The following is a 23,979-nucleotide window of genomic DNA, read 5'->3' as shown; positions in this document are numbered from 1 at the left end:
CACAACATCAAGCAACACCTTAGTTATTCTTCGCCATCTGATATTCCCTCTCATAAACCGAAAATACCGAGTACCTGACAGAATCACTCAAGTTTGCTATACTTGATCAAAATGCTCAACAACTCAGGGCATAGGATTTTTTGCCACAGGCACCGGAGCAACAACATGCGCCTTACAACCAAAGGACGATTCGCCGTCACAGCAATGATAGATCTGGCATTACGCCAAGATAAGGGGCCCGTCACGCTCGCTGGCATCAGCCAGCGCCAAGACATTTCCTTGTCGTATCTTGAGCAGCTGTTCGGAAAACTGCGCCGCCATGAAATCGTGGAATCTGTGCGTGGTCCGGGTGGCGGCTATAATCTCGCCCGTAAAGCACAAAACGTGACAGTGGCCGATATTATTATTGCTGTTGACGAACCCCTTGATGCAACGCAATGCGGTGGCAAAGGAAATTGTCATGGTAGCGATATCAGCAATGGCCTGCACTGCATGACTCACGATTTGTGGGCCACACTAAACGCTAAAATGGTTGATTATCTGGATTCAGTCTCATTACAGGATCTGGTCAATCAACAAAAACAAAAAATCTCGGAAAACCAAGTCATTGTCGTGCATCAGGCGCATGCCAATCACACTGCTTCTTGAATATTTGGAGTCTTGAATGAACGCACCACTGGAACAAAGTCTGTTGGACACACTGAAGTCCCCACACTTCCCTATTTACATGGATTATTCCGCGACAACGCCGGTTGATCCGCGCGTCGCAGACAAAATGATTCCATTTTTACGCGCACAATTTGGCAATCCCGCCTCACGTAGCCACATGTACGGTTGGGATGCAGAAGCCGCTGTTGAAGAAGCACGTGGCAATGTCGCGGCACTTGTGAACGCTGATCCACGCGAAATCATCTGGACATCTGGCGCAACCGAAAGCAACAACCTTGCACTCAAGGGCGCAGCGAATTTTTACAAAGCCAAAGGCAAGCACATTATCACCGTAAAAACCGAACATAAAGCGGTACTCGATACGGTGCGTGAACTCGAGCGTCAAGGCTTTGAGGCCACCTACCTGCAACCGCAGGACAATGGTCTGATCACGATTGAACAGTTAAAAGAAGCGATCCGCCCTGACACCATTCTGGTATCAGTCATGTGGGTTAACAATGAGATTGGCGTCATCCAGCCTATCGCTGAAATTGGCGAACTGTGCCGTGAACGTGGCATCGTATTCCATTCCGATGCGGCGCAAGCAACCGGCAAAGTTGAAATCGATCTTGAAAAAGTTAAAGTCGATCTGGTTTCTTTCTCCGCACATAAATCATATGGCCCTAAAGGCATTGGCGCCCTCTACATTCGCCGCAAACCACGCGTACGCCTGGAAGCACAAATGCACGGTGGCGGTCATGAGCGAGGATTCCGCTCTGGCACATTAGCACCACATCAATGCGTTGGCATGGGTGAGGCGTTCCGCATCGCAAAAGAAGAAATGGAAAGCGAACTGAGCCACGTCCGCGCGATGCGCGATCGTCTGGCAAATGGTCTCAAAGAAATTGAAGAGACTTACGTCAATGGCGACATGGATCACCGTGTACCGCACAATCTGAATGTCAGCTTCAATTATGTTGAAGGTGAGTCGCTAATTATGGCAATCAAGGACATTGCCGTTTCTTCCGGCTCTGCATGTACATCTGCCAGTCTGGAGCCATCTTATGTCTTGCGCGCACTCGGTCGCAGCGACGAATTGGCACATAGCTCGATCCGCTTCACCATCGGCCGCTTTACGACAGAAGAAGATATTGACTTCACCATCAATTTATTGAAAACGAAAGTCGAGAAATTACGCGCTTTGTCACCTTTGTGGGATATGTACAAAGACGGCATTGATATCTCCAGTATCCAATGGGCGGCGCACTAATAACACGTTCAGGGTGAATGCAAATTCACCCTGACAATCGCTGATAAATCAGCAGCACACAATTTCAGGAGCATCAAAATGGCTTACTCAGACAAAGTTTTAGATCACTACGAAAATCCACGTAACGTTGGCGCATTCGAAAAAGGCGATGACAGCGTTGGTACTGGTATGGTTGGCGCACCTGCTTGCGGCGACGTGATGAAACTGCAAATCAAAGTCGGCGCTGATGGCGTCATCGAAGATGCAAAATTCAAGACATACGGCTGCGGTTCAGCCATCGCCTCCTCCTCTCTGGTAACAGAATGGGTCAAAGGCAAAACATTGGATCAGGCGTTAGAGATCAAAAACACTGCTATCGCGGAAGAATTAGCATTGCCACCAGTCAAAATCCACTGCTCTATTTTGGCAGAAGATGCGATCAAGGCAGCAGTACTGGATTACAAAAATAAACACAACGCAGCATAATAAAGCAGCGAAGAATTGACGCAACAAGGATGGGGAGCAGTATGGCAATTACACTGACAGAAAAAGCAGCGAAGCATGTCACCCGTTACATGGAACGACGCGGCAAAGGCATAGGCCTGCGCTTTGGCGTACGCACCACGGGCTGCTCCGGTATGGCGTATAAGCTCGAATATGTGGACGAAGTAGGAAATGATGATTCGGTATTTGAATCTCATGGTGTAAAGGTATTTGTTGATCCGAAAAGTTTGCCATACATCGATGGCACGGAACTCGACTTTGCACGTGAAGGCTTAAATGAAGGTTTCAAATTCTACAATCCCAACGTCAAAGATGAGTGTGGTTGCGGCGAAAGCTTCCGCATCTAATCGATCAGAATACTGTTATGCAAAACCATTTTGAGCTATTCCAGTTACCTCAGCAATTTTCGCTGGACATGCAACAGTTGGATCGTGCATACCATGAAGTCCAGAATCAAGTTCATCCAGATAAGTTTACGCAAGCAAGTGAAGCGGAAAAACGGGTTGCCATGCAATGGGCAACCCGGGCTAATGAAGCATATCAAACGCTGAAAAAGCCACTCAAACGCGCTACTTATCTATGTGAACTGCAGGGTGTTGATCTGGAAACAGAATCCAATACCAGCATGCCAGCACAATTTCTGATGCAGCAGATGGAATGGCGCGAAGCCTTCGATGATGCGCGCCAGACAAACAACCTCAGTGCACTGATCGCTCTTGAAAAAGAATTACATCAAGCACTAAAGGAACAACTTGCCTTTGTTACACAATCGCTGGATGCAATGAACTACGCCTCTGCTGCACAACAAATAAGAACTTGCATGTTTCTAGAAAAATTTATTGCTGATATTGCGGCACTAGAAGAATAACGTCGATTAACCTTACGCATTACTGCGCTTACCAGATGGCTTGCCATCCTCCTCAAATACCATGGCTTTATTGCAAATTTCAGAACCAGGCATGTCCACCGCCCCACACCAACATCGTCTGGCAGTCGGCATCGATTTGGGCACGACAAATTCATTAGTAGCAACTGTCCGCAATAGCATCCCGGAAGTGCTGAACGACGAAGAAGGCCGCCCACTGTTGCCGTCAGTCGTTCGCTATTTGCCAAATGGACATGCACATATTGGTTTTAAAGCACAAGCTGAGCAAAGCAACGATCCAAAAAATACCATTGCTTCAGTCAAACGGTTCATGGGGCGCGGCCTCAAAGATATCGCCTATGCAGAAAATTTGCCTTACGATTTTCATGATGAGCCTGGCATGGTGCAACTCAAGACGGTAGCTGGTATAAAGAGTCCGGTTGAAGTCTCTGCGCAGATATTAGCAACACTACGCCAGCAGGCAGAAGACGCATTAGGTGATGATCTCGTCGGTGCAGTTATTACGGTTCCGGCATACTTTGACGACGCACAGCGCCAAGCAACTAAAGATGCCGCCAAACTTGCCGGCTTAAACGTATTACGCCTCTTAAACGAGCCAACTGCAGCAGCGATCGCGTATGGACTCGATAACGCATCTGAAGGTACCTATGCCGTCTACGACTTAGGCGGCGGCACGTTTGACATCTCCATTTTAAAGATGAGCAAAGGCGTGTTTGAGGTTCTTTCTACTGGTGGCGACTCGGCATTAGGTGGCGATGATTTTGACCATCGTCTGTTTTGCTGGGTATTGCAAGAGTCCAAATTAGCCCCGTTATCAGACGAAGACACGAGCTTATTAATGATGAAAGCACGTGAAGCGAAAGAGATCCTCTCAAGCAAACCGAGCACCTTCATCGATGCAAAACTGGGATCGGGCGAAAGCGTCCATTTGCACATCACTGCAAGCCTCTTTGCTGATATGACGCAGAATCTGGTATTGAAGACAGTCACCCCATGCCGAAAAGCGCTACGTGACGCAGGTTTATCGAGTGACGATATCGATGGCGTAGTCCTCGTTGGCGGCGCGACACGCATGCCACATGTCCGTAAAGCAGTTGGTGAATTCTTTGAAACAACACCGCTGGCAAATATTGATCCAGATAAGGTCGTCGCACTCGGTGCCGCCATCCAGGCCAATCTTCTTGCCGGCAATCGCGCCCCCGGCGACGACTGGCTACTACTGGATGTCATTCCTTTATCCCTGGGTGTAGAAACGATGGGCGGACTGGTCGAAAAGGTCATTCCACGCAACTCCACCATTCCTTGCGCACGGGCGCAAGAGTTTACGACGTTCAAAGACGGACAGACCGCAATGGCAATCCATGTAGTTCAAGGAGAACGTGAATTGGTCAGCGACTGCCGATCATTAGCTCGCTTTGAATTGAGAGGAATCCCCGCGATGGCTGCCGGTGCGGCACGCATACGGATTACTTACCAGGTAGATGCAGATGGGTTGCTTTCCGTCTCTGCCCGTGAGTTGCGTTCAGGAGTTGAAGCGGCAATTACGGTAAAACCGTCCTATGGTCTAGGCGATGATGACATCACCCGCATGCTGCAGGATTCCTTCAGCTCGGCGGACGCGGATATGAAACAACGCGCACTTCGCGAAGAACAGGTAGAAGCCGAGCGTATTTTACTTGCAACACAATCTGCTTTAGATGCTGACCGGCACCTCATTTCAGAGGCTGAATTCGACGTCATCACTCGCTTAATGCAAGCTGTTAAGACGCAAATGCAAGAGGATAATCACGAGAAATTGCATAGCGCAATCACCGATCTTGCAAATGGCACTGAAGATTTTGCCGCCCGAAGAATGGACCAAAGTGTGCGTAGCGCCCTAGCGGGAAAAAAACTCAATGACATTGCCTGATAGCCACCCATAGAAGATCGACTATCACAAAGATGGCTTAGACTAACGACAAGACTTTCGCATCAAGAAGATCTGAGAGTGCATCTTGAGCAGTACAAACTTGAAAGAAAATGAGACTTACATGCCTAAAATTATCGTTCTCCCCCATCCTCAGTTATGTCCACAAGGAACCGTGATTGACGCCGAAGAAGGAAAATCCTTGTGTGAAGCACTCGTCGAAAATGACGTTGAAATCGAACATGCATGCGAAATGTCCTGCGCCTGCACAACCTGTCATGTCGTTATACGTGAAGGTTTTCGCTCTTTAAATCAATCAACCGACGACGAAGAGGATTTACTTGATGCCGCATGGGGACTAGAAGCGACATCTCGCCTCTCTTGCCAAGTAAAATTAGGCCAGCAAGACATTACCATTGAGATTCCAAAATACACCATCAACCACGCAAGAGAACATCATTGACGCGAACTTTCGCCAACAAACATGCGTTGGCGAAACAAAACCCGCTGTCAGTTCGGGATTGTACGCTGCACACCGCATCAAGATAAAAACATCACCATCAGCAAGATATAGGGAATCGATAAATTTTTTGATAAAAATAGAGGGCGACGATATTTTTATTGTTGCATGTAAGTATAAAGGCAATCATCTTCTTGCTCTAAGAGAAAAAAACTCTTAGTATTTACCGGTTGTCCACAATTTACATTCAAATCAGTTAATAATATGGGCAATTCTCGGCAGGACGGTTAATAGCAAAGCGCAAAGCTTGCCTTACAGCAGCACCACACAGAACAGCGACGCACAAGGATATGCAATGCGGTTTAGATATATTTTCTCTGCCATTCGCCGCCGTATTACGCTCAGATTAGCGATCATCCTAGCGGTTGTCTTTGGACTTACCGTCCCTGCTGCGCTGCTGATTCCTTACCATATCAATAGTATCGAAATCGCCGCGCGCGCGCGAAATGCCGAAGATCACAACCGTCTTGTTGAAATCCTGTCAGTTATTCTGAGTGAGCCTCTGTGGCAAATCACACCTGAAATCGCCAATATTTCGATTGAAGTTGTCTACTCCGACCCTCGGGTTGCGACCATTGAAGTCATTACCTTACCGGATAAAAAAGAATTTATTAAAAACAGTATTCGTCGCCAAACACAAAAAGGCCCGTTTACAACCATGTCGAGAGAAATCAAACATGGCGGTCAGGTCATCGGTGAAGTGCGCCTCACACTCGCTGAAGATCTACTGCAAGAAAGTCTACGCTCTGATTTCCGCCGCTACGTTACGACTGCGGTGCTCTCGCTACTTATGGCGATTTTCTTTATTCTACTTGTTCTCCAATGGCGCCTGGTTCAGCCAGTTCGACTGTTGATGGACGAATCCGACAGACTTGCAAACGGCGAGCTCAATGATCCTATTGCCCTCAATCGCGAAGACGAGCTCGGCCATTTGGCCAATAGTCTGGAAGCGACGAGACAGGCTTTAAAGAGGTCATTTGGTGAACTTGAGGTAAAAAACCATCAATTACTTGAGTACTCTGGCACGCTGGAATCTAAAGTACGTCAGCGCACCCAAGAACTAGAAAGCGTCAACCATAATCTGGAGGCAGCTCTCACCAACGTCAACTCTGCTCAGGCGGAGCTCGCCAGAGTAGAACGTATGGCTGCACTTGGATCAATGGTCGCAGGCGTTGCCCATGAGCTCAATACCCCATTGGGTAACTGCCTACTGGTTGCCAGCACCCTAGAAGAAGAAACACGCCACCTTTTACAAATGGTAGAAAGTGGTCAAATCCGGCGTTCAGATCTGACCCGTTATGCTGTGACGGCACTCGACTCCACTAAACTACTACTGCGCGGACTTCAACAATCTGCACATCTCGTTGGCGATTTTAAACAAGTGGCAGTAGATCAATCAAGTGCGCAACGTCGTAAATTTGGACTCTTGGTGATGCTGCAAGAATTGAGCGCCTTACTCCATTCCAGCTTGCGCAAAACACCGTTCACACTGGAACTAGATATACCTGAGGATATTGAGCTCGATAGCTACCCCGGTCTGCTCGGACAAGTTTTTACCAATTTGGTGAACAACTCTGTCATTCATGGGCTGGAAGGTCGAACCGAAGGCCACATGCTGTGCAAAGCATTAAAGATGGGCGACTATGTCATGGTTATTTTTAGTGATGACGGCAAAGGCATTCCTGCTGAAATCGTTAACCGCATTTTTGAACCGTTTTTTACTACTAAATTTGGCCAGGGCGGCAGCGGATTGGGGCTGAGTATTACCTTCAACATCATTACAAATGTCTTGGGTGGTACCATCCACGTTTCCAGTGTGCCCGACCGAGGATCAACATTCGAAATTAAATTACCCCTCATCGCGCCCGGCGACCCTGAAACAAAGGATCCACTCTTTAATAGTCGATAGTAGTCCTTTTTATGCACGACTTCTGCGCTGCTTTCTGCTTGAGCCACATGGGCTATCGATTGAGTGACGACCATGAGGCTCTCATAGAATAATGGAAAACACTTAGATCAGGAAGCTCAGCAGCGAATCAAGTCTCAAAATAAAGGAAGTCTGGATGTTGCATTGAAAGAAAAAATATCGTAACGGCTTCTTTTTGCAACCAATACAACAGGCTTCTTCCCGAGGATAAGGTATACTAGCGCCTCATTTTTCGTACCAAACATTTCCAAAAAGCAAGCAATCATGCGCCAATACCTCGACTTCATGCGTCACGTCCAGCAACACGGAACAAAAAAAACTGACCGAACAGGTACCGGTACCGTGTCTGTATTTGGCTACCAAATGCGCTTTGATCTGAACGAAGGCTTCCCTTTAGTTACGACAAAAAAGTTGCACTTAAAATCAATTATTCATGAGTTAATCTGGTTTTTAGCTGGCTCGACCAATATCAAATACCTCAAGGATAATGGCGTTTCAATCTGGGATGATTGGGCAGATGACAATGGCGATTTAGGTCCCGTATACGGCTCACAATGGCGCAATTGGCCTACACCTGATGGTAAGCATATCGACCAGATTTCGCAGTTGCTCGACCAAATCAAATCCACCCCTGATTCTCGTCGTTTGATTGTCTCCGCTTGGAATGTCGCAGATATTCCACAAATGAAGTTACCACCTTGTCACGCATTGTTTCAGTTTTATGTTGCTGATGGCAAGCTATCTTGCCAACTTTATCAGCGCAGTGCGGACATATTTCTTGGTGTTCCTTTCAATATCGCCTCTTATGCACTACTGACCCATATGATCGCTCAACAATGTGGGCTTGGCGTCGGCGATTTCATCTGGACAGGCGGTGATTGTCATCTCTATTCAAACCACATGGAACAAGTCGCAGAGCAATTGTCACGTGCGCCTCACCAGTTACCGACTTTAAAAATCAAACAGCAACCAGCGAGCCTGTTCGAATACCAGTTTGATGATTTTGAATTCATTAACTATGAATTCCATCCTCATATCAAAGCTCCCGTTGCAGTTTGATACAAAGGATCCGTTACTATGTCATCATTAAGCATCATTGTCGCCTTTGACGGGCTACGCGGTATAGGAATCAATAATACCCTGCCATGGCATTTACCGGAGGATCTCGCACATTTTAAAAAAATGACAAGCGGTCATCCTATTGTCATGGGGAGAAACACTTTTGAATCGATTGGCCGAGCACTACCAAATCGACGCAACATTGTAGTCACTCGCAATCCAGAATGGCATCACGAAGGCACCGAAACCGTGAACTCTTTGGAAGAAGCGCTGTCTTTAATCAGTGATGAAGACACATTTATTATTGGTGGTGCGCAGATTTACCAACAAGCGTTAGCGTTAGCTGACAGGCTTGTTGTAACAGAAATACAAGAGAAGTTCGCCTGCGATGCGTTTTTTCCAAATATCGACGCGAAAATTTGGAAAGAAACCGCACGCGAAGTACATACATCGGCAACAAATCAACTGAAATACGCATTTGTTATCTACGAAAAAAAATAGGAATTATTATGTCCAGCGATGAATTTCACGTACACGGCCCCCATGATCACGAAGTAGAGCATGCAGCAGCCCACGGCAACGACCAATTCGCAAGCCGCATAGCGGTAATGACTGCCATTTTAGCAACAATTGGTGCCTTGTTTGGCTACCAAGGCGGCGCCACGCAAAATAATGCAGCAATGTACAAAAATGAGGCCGCGATTAAAAAAACAGAAGCATCCAACCAGTGGAACTTCTACCAGTCGAAATCAAATAAACAAAATCTAGCTGAACTGGCGATAAGCCTACCTGGCACTGATGCTGAAAAATATAAGACTGAAGTTGCGCGCTACAAACTAGAAAAAGAAGAAATTAAGAAAAAAGCAGACGAACTTGAGGCTGAAGCAACTAAATGGGAAGAAGCCTCGGAATTAGAACTTCACCAACACCATCGTTGGGCGCAAGCAATGACGGCGGTACAGATTGCCATCTCACTCGCCGCAATCACGTTACTGACCAAGAAAAAATGGCTCAACGTAGTCTCTTATGGCGTAGCTGGAATTGGCGTTATACTAGCTGGACTTGCTTGGCTTCACATTTAATTAGCGAGAAATCAAATGAAAAAGCTTTTAAGTATCTTGCTTCTTGTGAGCTCTTGCGTAGCGCAAGCGCAAACCTCAGAATTTGTTCAAACAATTCCTGAGTATTACCTACCAAAAGAGATCAACTTTTCGTTGGGTGGCGTCGTTTTATTCAAACCAAGATATTTTGGTTCTGACGACCGTCAGGCGAAGGTATACCCGTTATTTGACGCCCAATGGAAGAATGGCGCGTTTTTCAGCTCCGTCAACGGTTTAGGCTACAATTTCTCCAAAGATCCTGCGCTTCAGTATGGTGTACGTTTAAGTCTAGAAGCAGCACGAGATGAATCTTCATCGCCAAAATTGCAGGGCTTAGGTGATGTAGATACGGCCATCGAACCAGGCGCTTTCCTAAATTACAATCTAAACCAGAATTACTCTTTACTGTCCTCAATCCGCTACGGTTCAGGCGTAGGACACAATGGTTTGCAGACAAGCGTTGGGGCACGCTTTACGACGGCAATTAATGAGCAACATCGCATTACAGCGACATTGCGGGCAAATTGGGTCAATGGTTCTTATATGCAGTCATACTTTGGCGTGACCGAGCAACAATCGATGGCAAGTGGCTATTCTCCGTACACCCCAAGCTCAGGACTGATTGATATTAAATTGAGCACAAGTTGGCACTGGACAATTGACGCAAATTGGTCATTAACTACCGGCGCCTCGGTCAGTCGATTTTCCTCAGACGTCACCAAGAGTCCATTTGTTTTTGAAAAAACGCCTATTAGTATCTATTCTGCTGCGAGCTATCGCTTTTAAAGACAAGCTTAATTTGTATGTAATAGGGAGCAAACAAAAATGAGCGCATAATGCGCTCATTTTTTTCTTCGCTTTCCCGCAAAAAATACAGATAAAAACCTAAATAAAATTCGCTTACAAAGGGATTTTGCGATGCAACATACGACACCCGTGACAACTTGGTGACAATCGCATGAAATTATCATTTCAATGCAAAAAAATGGCTGTTTTTTTTCACATAGAGCCCCAGTTATCTGAGAGAATTCGGTTCGTTTAAGATCAGTATAAAACCGGACGCTTTCAGATCACGCTCAGGTCTTTTTACCTATCTTTTTTTGAATTTTTCGGCGCGCAAGCGGTTGATTTAACTTGCCCAGGCGTCTCCCTCGTACCAAGTCTTTTGGAGACCACCATGAAATTCCGCTTCCCCATCGTTATTATTGACGAAGATTTTCGTTCAGAAAATACCTCAGGCTTGGGCATCCGTGCTCTAGCAGATGCCATCCAGACTGAAGGCATGGAAGTACTCGGCGTTACCAGCTATGGCGACTTGTCTCAATTCGCGCAACAACAATCACGCGCCTCTGCATTCATCCTGTCTATTGATGATGAAGAATTTGGTGCCGGTAGTTTTGAAGAAACCGATCACGCACTGAAGTCGCTGCGCGCTTTTGTGGAAGAGATTCGTTACAAAAATGCGGATATTCCTATTTATCTGTACGGTGAAACACGCACTTCACGCCATATTCCCAATGACATCTTGCGAGAACTACATGGCTTCATTCACATGTTTGAAGATACGCCAGAGTTTGTTGCCCGCCATATTATCCGTGAAGCGCGCTCTTACCTCGATAGCCTAGCCCCACCGTTTTTCAGAGCACTGGTTCACTACGCTAACGACGGCTCCTACTCATGGCATTGCCCAGGACACTCCGGTGGTGTCGCGTTCTTAAAGTCACCTATCGGACAGATGTTCCACCAGTTTTTTGGTGAAAACATGTTACGTGCCGACGTTTGTAACGCGGTAGAAGAGCTAGGACAGTTACTTGACCACACAGGCCCAGTTGCTGCGTCTGAACGTAATGCCGCACGCATCTTCAATGCTGATCACTGCTACTTCGTGACCAACGGTACGTCCACGTCTAACAAGATGGTGTGGCACTCAACGGTGGCGCCCGGCGACATCGTTGTCGTCGATCGTAACTGCCACAAATCGATTCTGCACTCTATCATTATGTGTGGCGCAATCCCTGTATTTCTGATGCCAACACGCAATCACCTTGGCATTATTGGTCCTATCCCGCTGGAAGAATTCAGCATGGAAAGCATCATGAAGAAAATTGAAGCAAATCCATTTGCCCGCGAAGCGAAGAACAAAAAACCGCGCATTTTAACGATCACACAGTCCACCTATGACGGCGTTTTGTATAACGTTGAAGTGCTCAAAGACTTGCTAGATGGTCAGATTGACACCTTGCATTTCGATGAAGCATGGTTGCCACACGCAACTTTCCACGATTTCTACAAAGATATGCATGCAATCGGCAAGGATCGTCCTCGTGCGAAATCCTCAATGATTTTCTCGACCCAATCGACACATAAATTGTTGGCGGGTATTTCTCAGGCATCACAAATTTTGGTCCGCGAATCCGAGACGCGCAAACTCGACAAAGACAGCTTCAATGAAGCCTATCTGATGCACACGTCGACATCGCCACAATACTCAATCATTGCTTCATGTGACGTCGCTGCAGCGATGATGGAAGCGCCAGGTGGCACAGCACTGGTTGAGGAATCTATTCTGGAGGCACTCGACTTCCGTCGTGCAATGCGCAAAGTTGATCAGGAATGGGGTAAAGACTGGTGGTTCCAGGTCTGGGGTCCAGAAGAGTTTGCAGAAGATGGCATTGGCTCACGTGAAGACTGGATTATTCGTGCAGAAGATGACTGGCATGGCTTCGGCAACTTAGCCGCTGGTTTCAACATGCTCGATCCGATTAAAGCAACCATTGTCACGCCAGGTCTGTCACTAGAAGGCAAATTCGGCGAAACCGGTATCCCTGCGTCTATCGTAACCAAGTATCTGGCCGAACATGGCGTTATCGTTGAGAAATGCGGTCTCTACTCATTCTTTATTATGTTTACCATCGGCATTACAAAAGGCCGTTGGAACACATTGCTGACTGCGCTACAGCAATTTAAAGATGACTACGATAAAAATCAGCCAATTTGGCGCATTTTGCCGGAGTTTGCAGCAGCGAATCCACGTTACGAAGGTGCTGGCCTGAAAGATCTGTGCCAGGGCATCCACGAGGCGTACAAAGGTCACGATGTTGCTCGCTTAACGACTGAGATGTATCTGTCTGATATGCAACCAGCGATGAAACCATCCGATGCGTTTGCGATGATGGCGCACCGTGAAATCGAACGCGTATCTATCGATGAACTGGAAGGTCGCGTGACCGCTATCTTGTTGACACCATATCCACCGGGCATTCCACTGTTGATTCCGGGCGAACGCTTCAACCGTACCATCGTTGATTATCTGCGATTTGTCCGTGACTTTAATGAGAAATTCCCTGGCTTCGAAACAGATTGCCATGGCCTCGTAAAAGCCGAAGTCGATGGGAAACGTGGTTATTTTGTTGACTGCGTTAAATCTGAAGCTGAAGGCTCCAAATAAATAAAATGTAATTAAAGCGATGCGTTATAAAAAGGTCTGAAATATAAAAAATTCAGGCCTTTTTTACATTTGAGCCCGACCATAGTTACACATAAATTATCATTGATACAAGCGAGCTCTATTAACTATGCTAATGTTGCTACAATTTTGAATAGCATATACTGAGAACAAAAGATTCCGGCAAATAGATAATGGATAAACAGATGGATGAAGTGTTGGGCTTAATGCCGTTAAGGCATACTGAGATAGCTGTTGGCCAAACAATCAATTGGACTATTTACAATCAGGATGGGCAGGTATTATTCGAACCCGGCCTACGAATCGAAGATCAGCAACAACTAAATCATTTAATGGACGTTGGATTTTGCGAGGCAGACATGCTGTGGGACAGCATTCCTTCCAAAATCGAAATAACTGAGAAGCCGGCCTCTGAAACGATCACAAATACGACTACTACACCGTCACCAAAATCTGCAGACGAATTACACAAAGAGACAATCATCGAATTAGACAGTGTTCGCTGGACCGTTGGAGAAACCTTTTACCTTCAAACCCATGACCAAGCTGCAACACGTTACACAGTTAAGCTCATTGGCTTTGTCAAAAATAAATCATTATTGCTTACGGCCCCCTTTGCGAATGGCAAATCAGTCATGCTGCGTGAAGGACAGACTTTTATTATCCGTGCATTTCCGGGAAAAAAAGCCTATGCGTTCACAGCATCCCTAATCAAATACGTCTATTCACCCCATGATTATTTACATTTAAGCTATCCGAAACAAGTCCGCGTAACGACAATTCGGCAAGGCGCTCGTGCCACGGTGAAGATTATCGCATCAGTTACTATCGGCAATCCTGAGCAGACCGCCGCAGCGACACTAGGTGATCTAAGTATGGGCGGTACATCAGGTATTCTCAAAAAACAACTCGGAGAAAAAGGTGACATTGGCGTCATTAAATTCAAAGTCAACGCCGCTGGTTCAGACGAATTCCTCACACTTAAGACCATCTTGCGTTCGATTGCGCCCACTGACAATAGTGCAGAATTTCGCCATGGCTTCGAATTTATTGATGTGCCACCCCAAGCTAGATTGATTTTATCGGCCTTCGTACATCAAACACTAGCTGAAATGAATTAAGATCAAGACTAAATCATCACGTCCCGACGCAAAAAAAAGCAATTCAACTGTCACTATTTTTAGGGTTTAAACTTTGCTGTGCATTTAATGCGCGAAGTTTGTCTTTTTTACTCGGACGACGTCCTTTCACTCCTCCATTGACATCCAGAGGTACTTCAATCGATGGAGCGACATCCTGGGCCTCAAAGCCGAGAATCGTTTCTAACTCCACCCGTATGTGACATTTCCTGGAAATGATTGTAAAGTGAGCTAACGATTCAGCACTAACAAAATTGACTGCCAATCCACTCGCCCCTGCACGACCAGTACGGCCTATACGATGAACGTAGTCATCCGCAGAACGTGGCAAATCGTAATTAACGACTACATCCAAATCAGCCACATCAATACCCCGCCCTGCCAGATCCGTTGCTATCACGACTTTTACACGGGAGGCCTTAAAATCAGCTAGGACCTGCTCTCGCTTCCCTTGACTCAATTCGCCATGAAATGGCTCTGCCGCAATATCAAGACGACGTAATTTTGTTGAAATCAAATCCGCTGAATACTTAGTTGCAACGAACACCAGCACGCGCTTCCAACCTTCCGTTTTAATCAAATGGCGTAACAATTGCGTCCGCCGTCCGACATCGACAGAAATAGACCGCTGTAAAATATCAGGCTTAGCAATTTCAGTTTCAGGCACATCTACTCGAACAGGGTTTTGCGATATTTGTTGCGCCAGCGCTTCTACACGTGGCGCAAATGTTGCAGAAAATAACAAGGTTTGACGTGATGATGGTAGAAACGCCAAAATACGCTCCAATTCTTCCGCAAACCCCAACTCCAGCAACCTGTCCGCCTCATCCAACACCAATGTATTAACGTTAGCAATAGATACTGCGTTGTGGGCAATCAGATCGAGCAACCTTCCTGGCGTGGCAATGACAATATCTGCACCACCACGCAGATGCATCATCTGAGGATTAACTGATACGCCACCAAATAAAACCGCCATTTTAAATGAACGCCCAAGACTATCTGCCAGCGAGCTAATCGTTGCCGCCACCTGCGCTGCCAACTCGCGCGTAGGAACAAGAATCAATGCCTGCACCGTGCGTGGACGAACTCCCAGTTGCAAAGATTGCATCAGAGGCGCGCTATATGCGAGTGTTTTACCCGATCCGGTTTGTGCCTGTGCGATGAGGTCCGATCCGTGCAAAATAACTGGAATAGCCGCTACTTGAACCGGCGTCGGCGTTACATAATTTAAAACTGCAAGAACAGATAAGGTTTCTGGCGACAGACCCAGACTAGTGAAGGACATAGTGAAATTCTTTACAAATGATCAGAGAAAGATTTCCGCCTTTTCAACAACGACGCGGAAGAAATAAGGGCAAACTCAAAGTAGCAGGAACCCAATAAGATGAAGGGTAATGTTCGTAACAACTACACACGATAGATCATTAGAACCTCAGTAATGATCTGTCGTGTGAATATAAACATAAGCAAACACGGCAAAGAAGGCAATTACTTTGATTGTTTTTGGGCGGTCTCCCGATCACGTTCCATCACTTTGATTTGCCGCTGCAATGCTTTCGCCTCCAACGAAATACGCTGCAATGTTGGCAAGTATGCACGACGTTCAACTTTAATCTCTTTTAAACAATCATTAACAAAGAACGTGTTGTAACAATGATGCTCTGAAACCACATACCAGTTTTGCAATCTTGTCTGTGCGTCGGCACTTTCTTTGATCGCAACTTCTGCGGCATCGTTTGTCTGAATACTGCCCGCAGGGAATCGCTCATCAAGGGCATGCACGAGAGCTGAAACCTGCATAAACTCTTGCTTACCATCCTCCGCAAAGACGCATAATGATGCAGACATCGAAGAGGTCAAGAGGCAAATACACAGGAATCTCCGAGAAATAATTTGACGAAAAGTTAGCATCAGGTAAGTGACTCTGCGAGTTGACGTTGATCGGTTTCCATATATTCTTTGGATTGCATCTCGATGATTCGGGATACCGTACGGTGGAATTCATTCGACAATGTACCTTGAGTATAAAGCAACTCAGGAACAACTTCAGCCGACATAATGAGCTTCACTTTATTATCGTAGAACACGTCAATTAACCACGTAAAGCGACGTGCCTCTGAGGACATGGCAGCGGACATTGCGGGTATCGACGACAAAATAACGGTATGAAACCGACTAGCAATCTCTAGATAGTCGTTTTGTGATCTAGGACCAGCGCACAAAGTATTAAAATCAAACCAAATCACGCCACCAGCACGTCTTAAGGACTTCAGCTTACGGCCCTCAATATCAACAATAGGATCTTCATCTTTTGTATCAGCAATGCGCGCAAAGCTGTCACGCAACGCCTTATCCGTTGCTGCGTTCAACGGGGTCAGATACGCCTGCACTTGCTCTAAAGCCCGCTTGCGATAATCGTTACCAGAATCCACATTGAGAACATCTAACCGCTCTTTGAGCAATGCGATCGTGGGCAACATGCGATCACGATGCAATCCATCTGGATACAACGTTGATGGCTCGTAATTGGATGTCATGACAAACGAGACACCGTTATCAAAAAGCGCCTTGAGCAAGTTGTAGAGCAGCATCGCATCAGCGACGTCAGACACATGAAACTCATCAAAGCAAATTAAACGATGCTTTTTAGCTATTTGGCGCGCCACTTCATCCAAGGGATTCGCAACACCCTTAAGTTCGTCCAACTGACGATGAACGGAGCGCATGAATTCATGGAAGTGCAAACGTGTTTTTCGGACGACAGGTACCACCGAGTAAAAGCTGTCCATCAAAAATGACTTACCACGCCCTACTCCGCCCCACATATAAACGCCCCGAGGCACTTGGGGACGCGTAATCATACGTGTCAACCGGTTGGCCCGTTTGCCTTTATAGAAGACCCATTCTTGATAGGCTTCTTGCAAGCGATCGACTGCACGCCGCTGCGCCTCGTCGGCTTTAAATCCGCGCTGCGTTAACGCGTCCTGATAAAACTCTTGAACATCCATGATCTACTTTTTTCAATCCGTTCCCTGCAAGAGTAACAATCGCTCGAAGGGTCCGACATCATTAGTTTGCGTTTATACGCTATGTTGGCCTCGCCGCACGATGCCTATCTTGCAGCACATTAAAGGAGTCTACACCGTTAGCCAATGTCCACATCCTGCTTTAGGGTTTATGTTTCAAAACAAAAATGGACGAGTACCCGACTCGTCCATTTCACCAAGACTTAGTATCTTGAACTCAGCATGCGATCAAACAGCATCCAATTAGAAATTCAATGAACGCTTATCAACTGCCAATGCTGCTTCTTTTGTTGCTTCTGACAGCGATGGATGTGCATGGCAAATACGTGCGATATCTTCAGAAGAAGCACGGAATTCCATTGCAACAACCGCTTCGGAGATCAACTCAGAAGCCATTGGACCAACGATATGGACACCCAGAATTTCATCCGTTGTCGCATCAGCTAGGAACTTTACCATACCAGACGTATCACCCAAAGCACGTGCACGACCATTGGCCATAAATGGGAAAGTTCCTGCTTTGTATGCTACGCCATCAGCCTTCAATTGCTGTTCAGTACGTCCAACCCATGCGATCTCTGGGGATGTGTAAATAACCCAAGGAATTGTGTTGAAATTGACGTGACCGTGTTGTCCAGCGATACGTTCAGCGACTGCAACACCTTCTTCTTCGGCTTTGTGTGCCAGCATTGGACCACGGACCACGTCGCCAACTGCCCAAACGTTTGCCAAGTTAGTTTTACAGTCACCATCGACAGCGATAAAGCCACGCTCATCCAGTCCAAGGCCAACACCTTCAGCATTTAAGCCGTTAGTGTTTGGCGTACGACCAATAGAAATGATCAGCTTGTCAAAGACGGCTTTATGTTCTGCACCTTTGTCGTCCGTGTAATTGACAGTAACGTCTTTACCGCTATTAACGATTTCACCGATTTTTACGCCGAGGTTAATTGATAAGCCTTGTTTGACGAATAGTTTGTGCGCTTCTTTTGCGATCTGTTCATCAACAGCGCCCAAGAAAGTTGGCAATGCTTCGAGCACAGTCACTTCTGCACCCAGACGACGCCATACGCTGCCCATTTCCAGGCCGATGACGCCTGCACCGATCACACCCAATTTTTTCGGTGTTTCAGCAATATTCAGTGCGCCTTCATTGGACAAGACGTTAACTTCATCAAACGGCGTACCTGGCAATGCACGAGCATTGGAACCAGTTGCAAGAATGATATGCTTACCTGTAATCGTCTCTTCAGTTTTACCAGCAACTTTGATTTCGTAACCAGCGGCATCGGCTTTCACGAAAGAACCATGACCGTGGAAGAAAGTCACTTTGTTCTTTTTAAACAAGAACAAAATACCGTCGTTATTTTGCTTAACGATGGTGTTTTTACGACCGAGCATTTTAGCAACATCCATACCCAGACCAGAGACCTGAATACCGTGATCAGCAAATGCGTGACCAGCATGCTCAAAATGCTCGGAAGATTGCAATAATGCCTTAGATGGAATGCAACCCACATTGGTGCATGTACCGCCTGGTGCCGGACCACCCTTGTCGTTACTCCATGCATCGATACATGCAGTAGAAAAACCAAGTTGTGCAGCACGGATTGCTGCGATATAGCCGCCAGGGCCGCCGCCGATAACGACGACATCAAATTGTTTACTCATGAAATTATCCTGAATTTTATTTAAAGCAGACTATCTTTTTATTATCCGTAGACCAGACCCATGTCTGGTCTACGGATAAAAGAACATCACTCTTCTTCGGGCACAAAAATCCATGCCAATAGGTAGGCAAGCATCCCTGTACCAACGCACATTGCAAAGAACACAAAAATCAAACGCCAAATCCAGGATTCCAAACCAGTGAATTTTCCCAGACCACCACAAATACCGCCCAACCATCGGTCGCCCTTCGAGCGACGGAAACGGTTTAACTGATTGATTGCATCTTCATCCCTTGCATACGACGAAGACGCGGTTTGATTAAAGGAAGCGCCCGATCCTGTTTGACCGAGAAGCTTTTCTTTCGCTTGCGCAAACTCTGCATCAGTCAGAGCACCCGACTGATGCAACTCGTGCAAACGCTGAATGTCGTCAGCGATGTTCACGTTGATAGCCATTGATCAATGATTACAGATCTAACAACAGACGGGATGGATCTTCCAACGCGTCTTTCATTGCAACCAATGCCAATACTGCTTCGCGACCATCAATAATACGGTGATCGTAAGACATTGCCAGGTAGTTCATTGGACGAATAACGATCTGACCATTCTCAACCACTGCGCGATCTTTAGTTGCATGCACACCCAAGATTGCAGATTGTGGAGGATTGATAATCGGTGTCGACAACATAGAACCGAAAGTACCACCGTTAGAGATAGAGAAGGTACCTCCAGACAAATCATCCAGAGTCAACTTACCATCTTTTGCTTTAGCGCCGAATTCGCCGATTTTCTTCTCAATGTCAGCGATAGACATTTGGTCAGCATTACGCAGAATAGGTACAACCAGACCACGTGGGGAACCAACCGCGATACCAATATCAAAATAGCCGTGGTAGACGATGTCGTTACCGTCAACAGACGCGTTAACGATTGGGTATTTTTTCAATGCAGCAACAGCAGCTTTGACGAAGAACGACATAAAGCCCAGCTTAACGCCGTGTTCTTTTTCAAATTTGTCTTTGTATTTATTGCGCAATTCCATCACTGGCGCCATGTTGACTTCATTGAATGTCGTCAAGATTGCGTTAGTAGATTGCGATTGAACCAGACGTTCAGCGATACGTGCACGCAAGCGGCTCATTGGAACGCGCTCTTCGGGACGATCACCGAGGCTAGCCAATGTTGGCGCTGCAACTTGTTGCAATGCTGGCTTGCTTGCGACAGGCGCAGCTAATGGTGCAACAACCGGTGTCGCTTTACCAGCAACAGCGGCTAACGCATCACCTTTAGTTACGCGACCATCTTTGCCTGAGCCATCAACCTGACCAGCAGACAAACCATTTTCAGCCAGAATTTTGGCAGCAGCTGGCATAGCAACGCCAGCTGACGATTTTGCATCGGCGGCAACTGGAGCGGTAGCAACAGCTGCGGCAGGCGCTGCAGCTGCACCGGCAGATGCAGTTGCTTCTGTGTCCACAATAGCGATAATTTCACCAGCAACAACAGTGCTACCGTCGCCTTTGATGATTTGTGTGATGACGCCAGCTTCTGGCGCTGGCAATTCCAGCACAACTTTATCTGTTTCCACGTCAATCAGGTTCTCGTCACGAGCCACTGACTGACCAACATTTTTGTGCCAAGTCAACAAGGTTGCTTCTGCTACGGACTCAGATAACTGAGGAACTTTTACTTCGATAATTGCCATTTTTTACTCTCCGATTCGGGTAACTACATGCTGCATCAATCTATGATGCAGCATCACGTTATTTATTTAGTGAGGACAAAGCCTTTGAGTTTGGAAAATGCGGTTTCCAACAACGCTTTTTGTTGTGCATAGTGTTTGTCGTAGTAACCGACAGCTGGCGATGCACTTGCTGGACGACCTGCGTAGGCCAATTTTTGACCGTCTTCCAAGCTTTCAAAGATGTTGTGCTGAATCTGGAACCAAGGTCCTTGATTTTGCGGCTCATCTTGCGCCCAGACCAATTCCGTCATTTCTGGGAACTTCTTGAGTTCAGCAGCGAAGCTCTTGTGTGGGAACGGATACAGTTGTTCCACACGAATAATCGCTGTGTCAGCCTGACCACGTTCTTTACGTGCATTCACTAAATCGTAATAAACCTTACCGGAGCAAGCGATGACGCGTTTCACTTTTTTCGCGTCAATTTTCTCGTCCACTTCACCGATCACTGTATGGAAACTGCCTTTCGACAATTCAGACAATGCTGAACCAGCGTCCTTGTTACGCAACAAAGATTTTGGCGTCATGATCACCAAAGGTTTGCGGAACTGACGGATCATTTGACGACGCAACAGATGGAAAATCTGTGCAGCAGTTGTCGGCTGAACGACTTGCATATTGTTATCAGCGCACAATTGCAAGAAACGTTCTGGACGAGCGGATGAGTGCTCTGGTCCTTGACCTTCGTAACCGTGGGGCAACATCATCACCAGACCAGATGCCCGACCCCATTTCACTTCACCAGAGCTGATGAACTGATCGATAACAACTTGCGCGCCGTTGGCAAAGTCACCGAATTGCGCTTCCCAGATCGTCAATGTGTTTGGTTCTGCAGTTGAATAACCATACTCAAAACCTAACACGGCCTCTTCAGACAACACAGAATCAATCACAGTAAATGGTGCTTGATTATCAGAGATATTTTGCAGAGGAATATATGTACCCGAATCCCAACGCTCGCGGTTTTGATCATGCAATACAGCGTGACGATGAACGAAAGTACCACGACCAGCATCTTGACCTGTCAGACGAATTGCGTAGCCAGAAGAAACCAGAGACGCATAAGCTAAATGCTCACCCATACCCCAGTCAAGATTCATTTCACCGCGACCCATTGTTGCACGATCACCCAAGACTTTTTCCACCAAGCTATGTGGTTTAAACCCTGCCGGAATGGTTGTAATACGTTCAGCCAAACGCTTAAGTTCCGTAGTTGGAATAGCCGTGTCAGCAGCATCAGTCCATTTACGGTTGAGGAATGGAATCCAATCCACAGCGTATTTGTTTTTGAAGTTAGAGATTACCGGATCATGGGTATGCTTACCAGCATCCATTGCGTCACGGAACTCTTTTACCATTGCATCGCCACCATCGGCAGGAATCGTACCTTGGGCAGACAATTTGTCCGCGTACATTTTACGTGTGCCCGGGTGTTGACCAATTTTTTTGTACATCAGCGGTTGTGTCAATGCTGGCGTATCTTGTTCGTTATGACCTAATTTACGGTAGCAAATAATGTCAACAACAACGTCCTTCTTGAATTCCATACGGTAATCAAGCGCGATCTGCGTTGCTAGAACAACCGCTTCTGGATCATCAGCATTAACGTGCAACACTGGTGCTTCGATCATTTTAACAACGTCGGAGCAGTACAAAGTTGAACGTGAATCACGTGGATCAGAGGTAGTAAAACCAATCTGGTTATTGATCACGATATGCATCGTACCACCAGTGCCATAACCGCGAGTTTGTGCCAGATTCAGGGTTTCCATGACAACGCCCTGCCCTGCAAACGCTGCATCACCGTGTACCAGGATTGGCAATACTTGTGCGCCATCCTTATCGCCACGACGATCCATACGGGCTTTAACAGAACCTTCAACAACTGGATTAACGATTTCCAGATGGGATGGGTTAAACGCCAAGGATAAGTGAACTGGGCCACCTGGGGTGGAAACGTCAGAAGAGAAACCTTGGTGGTATTTAACGTCACCCGCTGGCAAATCATCACCGTGCTTACCTTCGAACTCAGCAAACAACTCTTGTGGCATTTTGCCCAAAGTATTCACCAAAACGTTCAGACGACCACGATGAGCCATACCAATAACGATTTCTTGCACACCGCGTTCACCAGCGCGTTGAATCGTCTCATCCAGAGAAGCGATGAAGCTTTCGCCGCCTTCGAGGGAGAAACGTTTTTGACCAACATAACGTGTGTGCAGATAACGCTCCAAGCCCTCAGCCGCTGTCAGGCGGTCAAGAATATGCTTTTTCGTTTCAGCATTAAAACTTGGCGTAGAGCGAATAGATTCTAGCTTTTGTTGCATCCAACGCTTTTCAGTCGGATCACTGATGTACATGAACTCAGCACCGATCGAACGGCAGTAAGTATCACGCAAAGAGTTAATCAGATCACGTAAAGAAGCTGTTTCAGTACCGAAGTAGGTATTGCTGATATTGAACTGAATGTCCATATCTGCATCTGTGAAGCCGTAAAAGCTTGGCTCCAGCTCTGGCAAGCTTGGACGCTCCTGACGTTGCAATGGATCGAGGTTCGCCCAGTGACTACCAAGGAAGCGATAAGCTGCGATCAGTTGCTGAGCAGCGACGCGCTTGCGGCCCATTTCGGCATCAGCAGTCGCGCTAACGGTACGAATAGGACCTTGCTTAGCACGTTCGGCAAAAGAAGCGATGACAGGAGCGTGAGCCACGTCAGGCTTGGAAGATCCATCGACTGCTGGCACATGTTGCATCGCATCGAAATACTCGCGCCAGTTTTCAGGTACGGACCCAGGATTATTCAAATAGGCCTCGTAAAGTTCTTCTACATACGGCGCATTGCCGCCGAACAGATACGAGTTAGCGTTATATTGTTGCATCATCTTGCTCACCTTTCTTCGCGTTTCGCGAGATTAGCGGGTTAATCTAACCTTCCGCGACACGGCCTGACCGGTTAGCGGATTGCACATCAAGTTGTGGGGAAGGGCTTGTTTCAAACTATTCTCGCTTCAGAATCAAAACACACATTCAAAAACAATATACTTTTTGAATCTAAAACGAAAAAACCATCTAAAATTTACTTTCGAGCAGAAGCATAGCATATTTACCGTAGAAAAAAAAAGCGAGTCGCCA

The 23,979-nt window shown here is 46.6% G+C and carries 21 protein-coding genes; 14 read left to right on the top strand and 7 right to left on the bottom strand.

What is annotated here, in order from left to right:
* The first annotated feature begins 165 nt into the window (after positions 1–165).
* The 14 genes from iscR to ACO0KV_RS12115 all read left to right on the top strand — a co-directional run bounded on the left by iscR (position 166) and on the right by ACO0KV_RS12115 (position 14,386).
* A complete protein-coding gene (gene iscR / locus ACO0KV_RS12180; RefSeq protein ID WP_423042799.1) occupies positions 166–648 on the top strand; it encodes a Fe-S cluster assembly transcriptional regulator IscR in 483 nt (160 codons plus the stop codon).
* Positions 649–664: 16 nt separating this feature from the next.
* Entirely contained in the window at positions 665–1,918 is a 1,254-nt protein-coding gene (locus ACO0KV_RS12175; protein ID WP_423042798.1) for an IscS subfamily cysteine desulfurase, read from the top strand.
* Between the two features lie 78 nt (positions 1,919–1,996).
* Positions 1,997–2,383, top strand: a complete 387-nt coding sequence (gene iscU, locus ACO0KV_RS12170; protein ID WP_423017884.1) for a Fe-S cluster assembly scaffold IscU — start codon at positions 1,997–1,999, stop codon at positions 2,381–2,383.
* 41 nt (positions 2,384–2,424) lie between these two features.
* Positions 2,425–2,748 carry an iron-sulfur cluster assembly protein IscA gene (gene iscA / locus ACO0KV_RS12165; protein ID WP_423042797.1) on the top strand — a complete coding sequence of 108 codons (324 nt, stop codon included), beginning with the start codon at positions 2,425–2,427 and terminating at the stop codon, positions 2,746–2,748.
* A 17-nt stretch (positions 2,749–2,765) separates the two neighbouring features.
* Positions 2,766–3,269, top strand: a complete 504-nt coding sequence (gene hscB, locus ACO0KV_RS12160) for a Fe-S protein assembly co-chaperone HscB (protein ID WP_423042796.1) — start codon at positions 2,766–2,768, stop codon at positions 3,267–3,269.
* Between the two features lie 61 nt (positions 3,270–3,330).
* Positions 3,331–5,196, top strand: coding sequence for a Fe-S protein assembly chaperone HscA (gene hscA / locus ACO0KV_RS12155; protein WP_423042795.1), 1,866 nt, complete (start codon positions 3,331–3,333; stop codon positions 5,194–5,196).
* A gap of 121 nt (positions 5,197–5,317) precedes the next feature.
* Positions 5,318–5,656, top strand: coding sequence for an ISC system 2Fe-2S type ferredoxin (gene fdx, locus ACO0KV_RS12150; RefSeq protein ID WP_423042794.1), 339 nt, complete (start codon positions 5,318–5,320; stop codon positions 5,654–5,656).
* A 352-nt stretch (positions 5,657–6,008) separates the two neighbouring features.
* The gene (locus ACO0KV_RS12145; RefSeq protein WP_423042793.1) at positions 6,009–7,622 is read left to right on the top strand and encodes a sensor histidine kinase; all 1,614 of its coding nucleotides are present in this window, start codon (positions 6,009–6,011) and stop codon (positions 7,620–7,622) included.
* A 282-nt stretch (positions 7,623–7,904) separates the two neighbouring features.
* The gene (locus ACO0KV_RS12140) at positions 7,905–8,699 is read left to right on the top strand and encodes a thymidylate synthase (protein WP_423042792.1); all 795 of its coding nucleotides are present in this window, start codon (positions 7,905–7,907) and stop codon (positions 8,697–8,699) included.
* An 18-nt stretch (positions 8,700–8,717) separates the two neighbouring features.
* Positions 8,718–9,200 carry a dihydrofolate reductase gene (locus tag ACO0KV_RS12135; RefSeq protein ID WP_423042791.1) on the top strand — a complete coding sequence of 161 codons (483 nt, stop codon included), beginning with the start codon at positions 8,718–8,720 and terminating at the stop codon, positions 9,198–9,200.
* Positions 9,201–9,208: 8 nt separating this feature from the next.
* Complete coding sequence (locus ACO0KV_RS12130) at positions 9,209–9,781, top strand: DUF4337 domain-containing protein (protein ID WP_423042790.1); 573 nt, start codon at positions 9,209–9,211, stop codon at positions 9,779–9,781.
* A gap of 15 nt (positions 9,782–9,796) precedes the next feature.
* Positions 9,797–10,585, top strand: a complete 789-nt coding sequence (locus ACO0KV_RS12125; RefSeq protein WP_423042789.1) for a MipA/OmpV family protein — start codon at positions 9,797–9,799, stop codon at positions 10,583–10,585.
* Between the two features lie 391 nt (positions 10,586–10,976).
* Entirely contained in the window at positions 10,977–13,247 is a 2,271-nt protein-coding gene (locus ACO0KV_RS12120) for an Orn/Lys/Arg decarboxylase N-terminal domain-containing protein (RefSeq protein ID WP_423042788.1), read from the top strand.
* Between the two features lie 191 nt (positions 13,248–13,438).
* Positions 13,439–14,386: a flagellar brake protein gene (locus ACO0KV_RS12115; protein ID WP_423042787.1), complete on the top strand. Its 948-nt coding sequence runs from the start codon at positions 13,439–13,441 to the stop codon at positions 14,384–14,386.
* 43 nt (positions 14,387–14,429) lie between these two features.
* Here ACO0KV_RS12115 and ACO0KV_RS12110 read toward each other — a convergent pair whose 3' ends face one another.
* From ACO0KV_RS12110 to ACO0KV_RS12080, 7 genes are all read right to left on the bottom strand, one after another.
* The gene (locus tag ACO0KV_RS12110) at positions 14,430–15,692 is read right to left on the bottom strand and encodes a DEAD/DEAH box helicase (RefSeq protein ID WP_423042786.1); all 1,263 of its coding nucleotides are present in this window, start codon (positions 15,690–15,692) and stop codon (positions 14,430–14,432) included.
* 203 nt (positions 15,693–15,895) lie between these two features.
* Positions 15,896–16,255, bottom strand: coding sequence for a hypothetical protein (locus ACO0KV_RS12105; protein WP_423042785.1), 360 nt, complete (start codon positions 16,253–16,255; stop codon positions 15,896–15,898).
* A gap of 62 nt (positions 16,256–16,317) precedes the next feature.
* Complete coding sequence (gene zapE, locus ACO0KV_RS12100; RefSeq protein ID WP_423042784.1) at positions 16,318–17,415, bottom strand: cell division protein ZapE; 1,098 nt, start codon at positions 17,413–17,415, stop codon at positions 16,318–16,320.
* A 261-nt stretch (positions 17,416–17,676) separates the two neighbouring features.
* Positions 17,677–19,104: a dihydrolipoyl dehydrogenase gene (gene lpdA / locus ACO0KV_RS12095; RefSeq protein ID WP_423042783.1), complete on the bottom strand. Its 1,428-nt coding sequence runs from the start codon at positions 19,102–19,104 to the stop codon at positions 17,677–17,679.
* A gap of 86 nt (positions 19,105–19,190) precedes the next feature.
* Positions 19,191–19,559, bottom strand: a complete 369-nt coding sequence (locus tag ACO0KV_RS12090; protein ID WP_423042782.1) for a PspC domain-containing protein — start codon at positions 19,557–19,559, stop codon at positions 19,191–19,193.
* 10 nt (positions 19,560–19,569) lie between these two features.
* Complete coding sequence (odhB, locus tag ACO0KV_RS12085) at positions 19,570–20,811, bottom strand: 2-oxoglutarate dehydrogenase complex dihydrolipoyllysine-residue succinyltransferase (protein ID WP_423042781.1); 1,242 nt, start codon at positions 20,809–20,811, stop codon at positions 19,570–19,572.
* 62 nt (positions 20,812–20,873) lie between these two features.
* Positions 20,874–23,729, bottom strand: a complete 2,856-nt coding sequence (locus ACO0KV_RS12080) for a 2-oxoglutarate dehydrogenase E1 component (protein WP_423042780.1) — start codon at positions 23,727–23,729, stop codon at positions 20,874–20,876.
* Between the last annotated feature and the right edge of the window lie 250 nt (positions 23,730–23,979).

Source organism: Undibacterium sp. RuRC25W (genome assembly GCF_049339825.1).
Taxonomy (GTDB): Bacteria; Pseudomonadota; Gammaproteobacteria; order Burkholderiales; family Burkholderiaceae_D; genus Undibacterium.
The sequence above is the reverse complement of the archived record's forward strand: the minus strand, read 5'-3'. Positions and strand labels throughout refer to the sequence as shown.

Coding starts and splice junctions, on each gene's coding strand:
- iscR (WP_423042799.1), top strand. CDS start 166: ATGCGCCTTACAACCAAAGGACGATTCGCCGTCACAGCAATGATAGAT.
- ACO0KV_RS12175 (WP_423042798.1), top strand. CDS start 665: ATGAACGCACCACTGGAACAAAGTCTGTTGGACACACTGAAGTCCCCA.
- iscU (WP_423017884.1), top strand. CDS start 1,997: ATGGCTTACTCAGACAAAGTTTTAGATCACTACGAAAATCCACGTAAC.
- iscA (WP_423042797.1), top strand. CDS start 2,425: ATGGCAATTACACTGACAGAAAAAGCAGCGAAGCATGTCACCCGTTAC.
- hscB (WP_423042796.1), top strand. CDS start 2,766: ATGCAAAACCATTTTGAGCTATTCCAGTTACCTCAGCAATTTTCGCTG.
- hscA (WP_423042795.1), top strand. CDS start 3,331: ATGGCTTTATTGCAAATTTCAGAACCAGGCATGTCCACCGCCCCACAC.
- fdx (WP_423042794.1), top strand. CDS start 5,318: ATGCCTAAAATTATCGTTCTCCCCCATCCTCAGTTATGTCCACAAGGA.
- ACO0KV_RS12145 (WP_423042793.1), top strand. CDS start 6,009: ATGCGGTTTAGATATATTTTCTCTGCCATTCGCCGCCGTATTACGCTC.
- ACO0KV_RS12140 (WP_423042792.1), top strand. CDS start 7,905: ATGCGCCAATACCTCGACTTCATGCGTCACGTCCAGCAACACGGAACA.
- ACO0KV_RS12135 (WP_423042791.1), top strand. CDS start 8,718: ATGTCATCATTAAGCATCATTGTCGCCTTTGACGGGCTACGCGGTATA.
- ACO0KV_RS12130 (WP_423042790.1), top strand. CDS start 9,209: ATGTCCAGCGATGAATTTCACGTACACGGCCCCCATGATCACGAAGTA.
- ACO0KV_RS12125 (WP_423042789.1), top strand. CDS start 9,797: ATGAAAAAGCTTTTAAGTATCTTGCTTCTTGTGAGCTCTTGCGTAGCG.
- ACO0KV_RS12120 (WP_423042788.1), top strand. CDS start 10,977: ATGAAATTCCGCTTCCCCATCGTTATTATTGACGAAGATTTTCGTTCA.
- ACO0KV_RS12115 (WP_423042787.1), top strand. CDS start 13,439: ATGGATAAACAGATGGATGAAGTGTTGGGCTTAATGCCGTTAAGGCAT.
- ACO0KV_RS12110 (WP_423042786.1), bottom strand. CDS start 15,692: ATGTCCTTCACTAGTCTGGGTCTGTCGCCAGAAACCTTATCTGTTCTT.
- ACO0KV_RS12105 (WP_423042785.1), bottom strand. CDS start 16,255: ATGTCTGCATCATTATGCGTCTTTGCGGAGGATGGTAAGCAAGAGTTT.
- zapE (WP_423042784.1), bottom strand. CDS start 17,415: ATGGATGTTCAAGAGTTTTATCAGGACGCGTTAACGCAGCGCGGATTT.
- lpdA (WP_423042783.1), bottom strand. CDS start 19,104: ATGAGTAAACAATTTGATGTCGTCGTTATCGGCGGCGGCCCTGGCGGC.
- ACO0KV_RS12090 (WP_423042782.1), bottom strand. CDS start 19,559: ATGGCTATCAACGTGAACATCGCTGACGACATTCAGCGTTTGCACGAG.
- odhB (WP_423042781.1), bottom strand. CDS start 20,811: ATGGCAATTATCGAAGTAAAAGTTCCTCAGTTATCTGAGTCCGTAGCA.
- ACO0KV_RS12080 (WP_423042780.1), bottom strand. CDS start 23,729: ATGATGCAACAATATAACGCTAACTCGTATCTGTTCGGCGGCAATGCG.